This is a genomic window from Mycobacterium sp. (assembly GCF_035653355.1).
Classification (GTDB): domain Bacteria; phylum Actinomycetota; class Actinomycetes; order Mycobacteriales; family Mycobacteriaceae; genus Mycobacterium.
Map to the genome: position 1 here is coordinate 1 of NZ_DASRBZ010000040.1, position 4,687 is coordinate 4,687.

The 4,687-nt window shown below is 67.0% G+C and carries 3 protein-coding genes and 1 pseudogene; 3 read left to right on the forward strand and 1 reads right to left on the reverse strand.

Annotated features, from left to right (window positions below):
- Both VFA16_RS01160 and ggt read left to right on the forward strand, forming a co-directional pair.
- The coding region (locus VFA16_RS01160) for a FadD7 family fatty acid--CoA ligase (RefSeq protein ID WP_324966053.1) at positions 1-1,397 on the forward strand (1,397 nt) is incomplete at its 5' end.
- Positions 1,394-2,977 (forward strand): gamma-glutamyltransferase, encoded by a 1,584-nt coding sequence (gene ggt, locus VFA16_RS01165; protein ID WP_324966054.1) that lies wholly within the window; start codon positions 1,394-1,396, stop codon positions 2,975-2,977. The genes VFA16_RS01160 and ggt, both read left to right, overlap by 4 nt.
- A 61-nt stretch (positions 2,978-3,038) precedes the next feature.
- On the opposite strand, the gene purD is transcribed toward ggt, so the two are convergent.
- On the reverse strand, positions 3,039-4,307 hold the full coding sequence (gene purD / locus VFA16_RS01170) for a phosphoribosylamine--glycine ligase (protein WP_324966055.1): 1,269 nt from the start codon (positions 4,305-4,307) through the stop codon (positions 3,039-3,041).
- A gap of 112 nt (positions 4,308-4,419) precedes the next feature.
- Here purD and VFA16_RS01175 point away from each other — a divergent pair.
- A pseudogene (locus tag VFA16_RS01175) lies at positions 4,420-4,687 on the forward strand (steroid C27-monooxygenase); the annotation flags it as partial.

The following is a 4,687-nucleotide window of genomic DNA, read 5'->3' on the forward strand; positions in this document are numbered from 1 at the left end:
GTGGCCTGCTCTTGCTGGTGGACGAGCTCGCCGGCACGCTGGTGCGGGGTGGGCTGCGCCCGGGCGACCGGATGGCGCTGCGCGCCCATAGCAGCGCCGAGTTCGTCATCGGGTTACTGGCGGGTTCCCGTGCGGGCCTTGTGGTGGTGCCGCTGGATCCGGCGCTCCCCGTCGTCGAACAGCACGCCAGGATCACGGCGGCCGCAGTGCGGGTTGTGCTGGTCGCCGCTGGCGACACCAACGAATCGCCGTTCCCGTGTTGGCCCATCTCGCTGAGCGACAACGCGGTGCAGCTCGACACCACTACGGCGCTATCCCCAGCCATCGCCGCACCCGACGGATTGCGGCCCGACGATGCGATGATCATGTTCACTGGCGGCACCACCGGGTCGCCGAAAATGGTGCCCTGGACGCATGACAACATCGCCTGCTCGGTCCGCGGCGTCATCGCCACCTACGGGCTCGGCCCCCAGGACGCGACCGTCGCGGTGATGCCGTTATTCCATGGTCACGGGCTCATTGCCGCACTGCTGTCGACCCTGGCATCGGGCGGCACGGTGCTGATTCCAGCTGCCGGGCGGTTTTCCGCGCACACCTTCTGGGACGACGTCCGCGCCGCCGGAGCCACCTGGTTCACCGCGGTGCCGACCATTCATCAAATTCTGTTGGAGCGCACCACAACTGGCGGTCCGCGCGGACGCCCGCAGCTGCGGTTTGTGCGCAGCTGCAGTGCGGCACTCAGCGCCGAGCTCGCGCAGGCGTTGCGCACCGAGTTCGCTGCACCGGTGTTGAGCGCGTACGGCATGACCGAGGCCACCCACCAGGTGACGAGCACGAGAGACGACCAGCCTGTGACGACGGGCCTGGTCGGCCGGTCCAGCGGCGCCGACATTCGGATCGTGGGCGACGGCGGCCGGCCCTGCCCGCCGCAAGACGTCGGTGAGGTATGGCTGCGCGGCCGCACGGTAGTGCGCGGCTACCTCGCCAACCCGGCCGCGACGGCCCAGACCTTCACCGACGGCTGGCTGCACACGGGCGACCTGGGGTCGCTGTCGGAGGCGGGAGAGCTGACGCTCCGCGGCCGAATCAAGGAGCTGATCAACCGGGCCGGTGAGAAGATATCGCCCGAGCGTGTGGAGGCGGTGCTCTCCAGTCACCCGAACGTCGCCGAGGCAGCGGTGTACGGCGTCGCTGATCCGCTCTACGGGGAGACGGTGGCGGCGGTGGTGGTGCCGAGTTGCGCTGGTCCCGTGAGCGCGGACGAACTGGCCGCGTTCTGCCGAGAGCGGCTTGCGCCCTTTGAGGTGCCCGCCAGTTTTCAAGTGACGGATGAGCTGCCGCACACGGCTAAAGGTTCGGTGGATCGCCGCGCCGTGGCCGAACGGTTCCGGCCGTGACCGTACCTTTTGGGTGGGACTTTCCGTACGGCTGGGCGCGCAAGCCCATGCTGGCACGCAACGTGGTGTGCACGTCGCAACCGCTTGCCGCCCAAGCTGGACTGCGGATGCTCGCCGAGGGTGGCAGCGCGGTCGACGCGGCCGTCGCCGCTGCTATCACTCTCACGGTGGTAGAACCGGTTTCCAACGGGATTGGCTCGGACGCCTTCGCCATCGTGTGGGATGGCCATCGCCTACACGGACTCAACGCATCAGGCCGATCCCCTGCGGCGTGGACGCCGGAGTACTTCGGCGACAACGGTGTTCCGCGGCTCGGCTGGAATTCGGTCACCGTGCCCGGCGCAGTGTCGGCTTGGGTGGAACTGCATGCCAGGTTCGGCAGGCTGCCCTTTGCACGGCTCTTCGAGCCGGCAATCGCATACTCCCGCAATGGTTTTCTGGTCTCGCCGACGGTGGCGGCGCAGTGGGCAGATCAGGTGCCGCTGTTCAAGGACCAGCCGGGGTTCGCCGACGTGTTCATGCCCGGCGGTCGGGCGCCGAGGGCGGGCGAGCTCGTCACCTTTCGTGATCACGCGGCCACGCTTGAGAAGATCGCCGCGACCAACGGCGAGGCCTTCTACCGCGGAGAACTGGCGGCGCAACTGGATGCGCATGCGGCGGCCAATGGTGCTGTCATGCGGGCCAGCGACCTCGCCGCTCATCGCGCCGACTGGGTCGACACAATCAGCTGTTCGTACCGCGGCTACACCATCCACGAGATCCCGCCCAACGGTCAGGGAATCGTCGCCTTGATCGCTCTCGGCATTCTCGAACACTTCGAGATGGATTCTGCTCCAGCTGATTCCGCCGACAGTGTGCATTTGCAGATCGAAGCACTCAAACTGGCTTTCGCCGACGCGCAGGCCTATGTCGCCGACATCGACCACATGGCCTTACACCCCGAGCAGCTGCTCGACCCGGAGTACCTCAAGCAGCGGGCCACGCTGATCGACCCGAAGCGGGCGAAGCCGGCGGCCGTGGGAACTCCGAGCGGGGGCACCGTGTATCTCACCGCGGCTGACGCGTCCGGCGTCATGGTGTCGATGATTCAGTCGAACTACATGGGATTCGGCTCCGGTGTCGTGGTACCGGGCACTGGGATTGCGTTGCAAAACCGCGGCGCGAACTTCGTTGCCATGCCAGGACATCCGAATCAAGTGGGCCCGAATAAGCGGCCGTTCCATACGATCATCCCGGCCTTCGTGACAAAGGACGGCGCGCCCGTGATGAGCTTCGGGGTGATGGGCGGCCCGATGCAGCCCCAAGGTCATGTGCAGGTGGTGGTCCGCATCGTCGACCACGGCCAGAATCCGCAGGCGGCCTGCGACGGTCCTAGATTCCGCTGGGTGCAGGGCATGCAGGTCTGCTGTGAACGCGGTTTTCCGCAGTCAACTCTCGACGAGCTGAAGCGGCGCGGACATCACCTGGTCACCGTGGATGACTACAACCAGTTCGGCAGCTGCCAGGCCATCTGGCGGCTCGATGACGGCTACCTTGCGGTCAGCGACCCCCGCCGAGACGGTCAAGCCGCGGGCTTCTGATGTTTGCACTTGCCACATAGCTCTCCGCGAAACCGATGTGGCGGACGGGAGTGGCCCTCGACTAGACGTGAATTGTGCCCTCTGCGGCGGCCAGCGCGATGTCGCGGCGAAAGTGTCCGCCGGGCAAGCGAATCGAATTGAGTATGTCGTAGGCGGCCGAGCGGGCCGCAGCCACGTCAGGCCCTGTGCCCACAACCGACAGCACCCGGCCGCCCGACGACACAATTGCGCCGTCGTCGCGGCGGGCCGTTCCGGCGTGCAATACCCCGTCGGCCTCCGACCCCACGACCACGTCGCCGAGCCGTGGGCGCCCCGGGTAGTTTTCCGCCGCCAGCACCACCGTCACCGCTGCACCGTCGCGCCAGCGCAAATCTCCGAAGTTCGCCAGCTCACCGGTGGCCGCCGCGTAAAGCAATTGGCCCAGCGGCGATTCCAGCAGCGCCAGCACCGACTGGGTTTCGGGATCACCGAATCGGCAATTGAATTCGACCACCGCCGGTCCCTTGGCGGTGATGGCAAGACCGGCGTAGAGCAACCCCCTGAATGGGCACCCCCGCCGGGCCATTTCGGCGGCAACGGGTTCGACGATCTTGCTGACCATTTCACGGTAGACGTCGGGGGGTAGCCAGGGCAGTGGCGCGTAGGCGCCCATCCCGCCGGTGTTGGGTCCGGTGTCGCCGTCACCGACTCGCTTGAAGTCCTGCGCGGCCAGCATGGGGACCACGGTGGGGCCGTCGACCACGCTGAACAACGAAACCTCAGGGCCGTCGAGGTAGGACTCCAACAGCACGGGATGACCCGATTCCAACAGTCCGGCCGCATGGGCGCGCGCCACATCGCGGTCGGGTGTCACGACGACGCCCTTGCCGGCCGCCAGCCGGTCGTCTTTCACCACCCAGGCGGGATCACCCGCGGCCACGCCAAACCGGCTCAGAGCCGCATCCAAATGCGCCGGGTTATCGACGATCTCGCTGGAAGCGGTGCGCACCCCGGCCGCGGCCATCACCTCCTTGGCGAACGCCTTCGAGCCTTCGATCCGGGCGGCGTCTCTGGAGGGGCCGAAGCAGACGATGCCCGCGTCGCGCAGCGCGTCGGCCACGCCGAGCACCAGCGGTATCTCAGGGCCGATCACCACCAGATCGGCCCGCACCCGCCGAGCGAGGGAAACGACGTCGTCGCCGGAGGTGATGTCGACCTCGTGCTGGTCGGCGATCAGCGCGGTGCCGGCGTTGCCGGGAGCAATGGCGAGCGCCTTGACCTGCGGATCTTTGCGCAGAGCCAGCAGCAAAGCATGTTCACGGGCACCGGAGCCGATCACCAGGACGCGCACGACGTCACCCTATCGACCTGACAGCCGCACCGGGGCGGGGGCGGCCATACACTTGACAGCCTAGTGTATGGTCTAAGGCCAAGTGGTCCACGTCACCACGGGGAGGTATCTCGTGACAACAAATGTCTGTCCGTTCGGAGCCGGCTTCGACTTCACGGATCCAGACCTTCTGCAGCGCGGGATGCCCGTCGCCGAGTTCGCGCAGCTGCGCAAGACCGCGCCGGTGTGGTGGAACGAGCAGCCTCCCGGCGCGACTGTCTTCGACGACGGCGGCTACTGGGTGATCAGTCGCCACCGCGACATCAAGGAGATTTCGCGCGACAACGAGCTGTGGTCCACCAACGACAAGGGCGTCGTCATGCGGTTCCCCGAGGGAATGA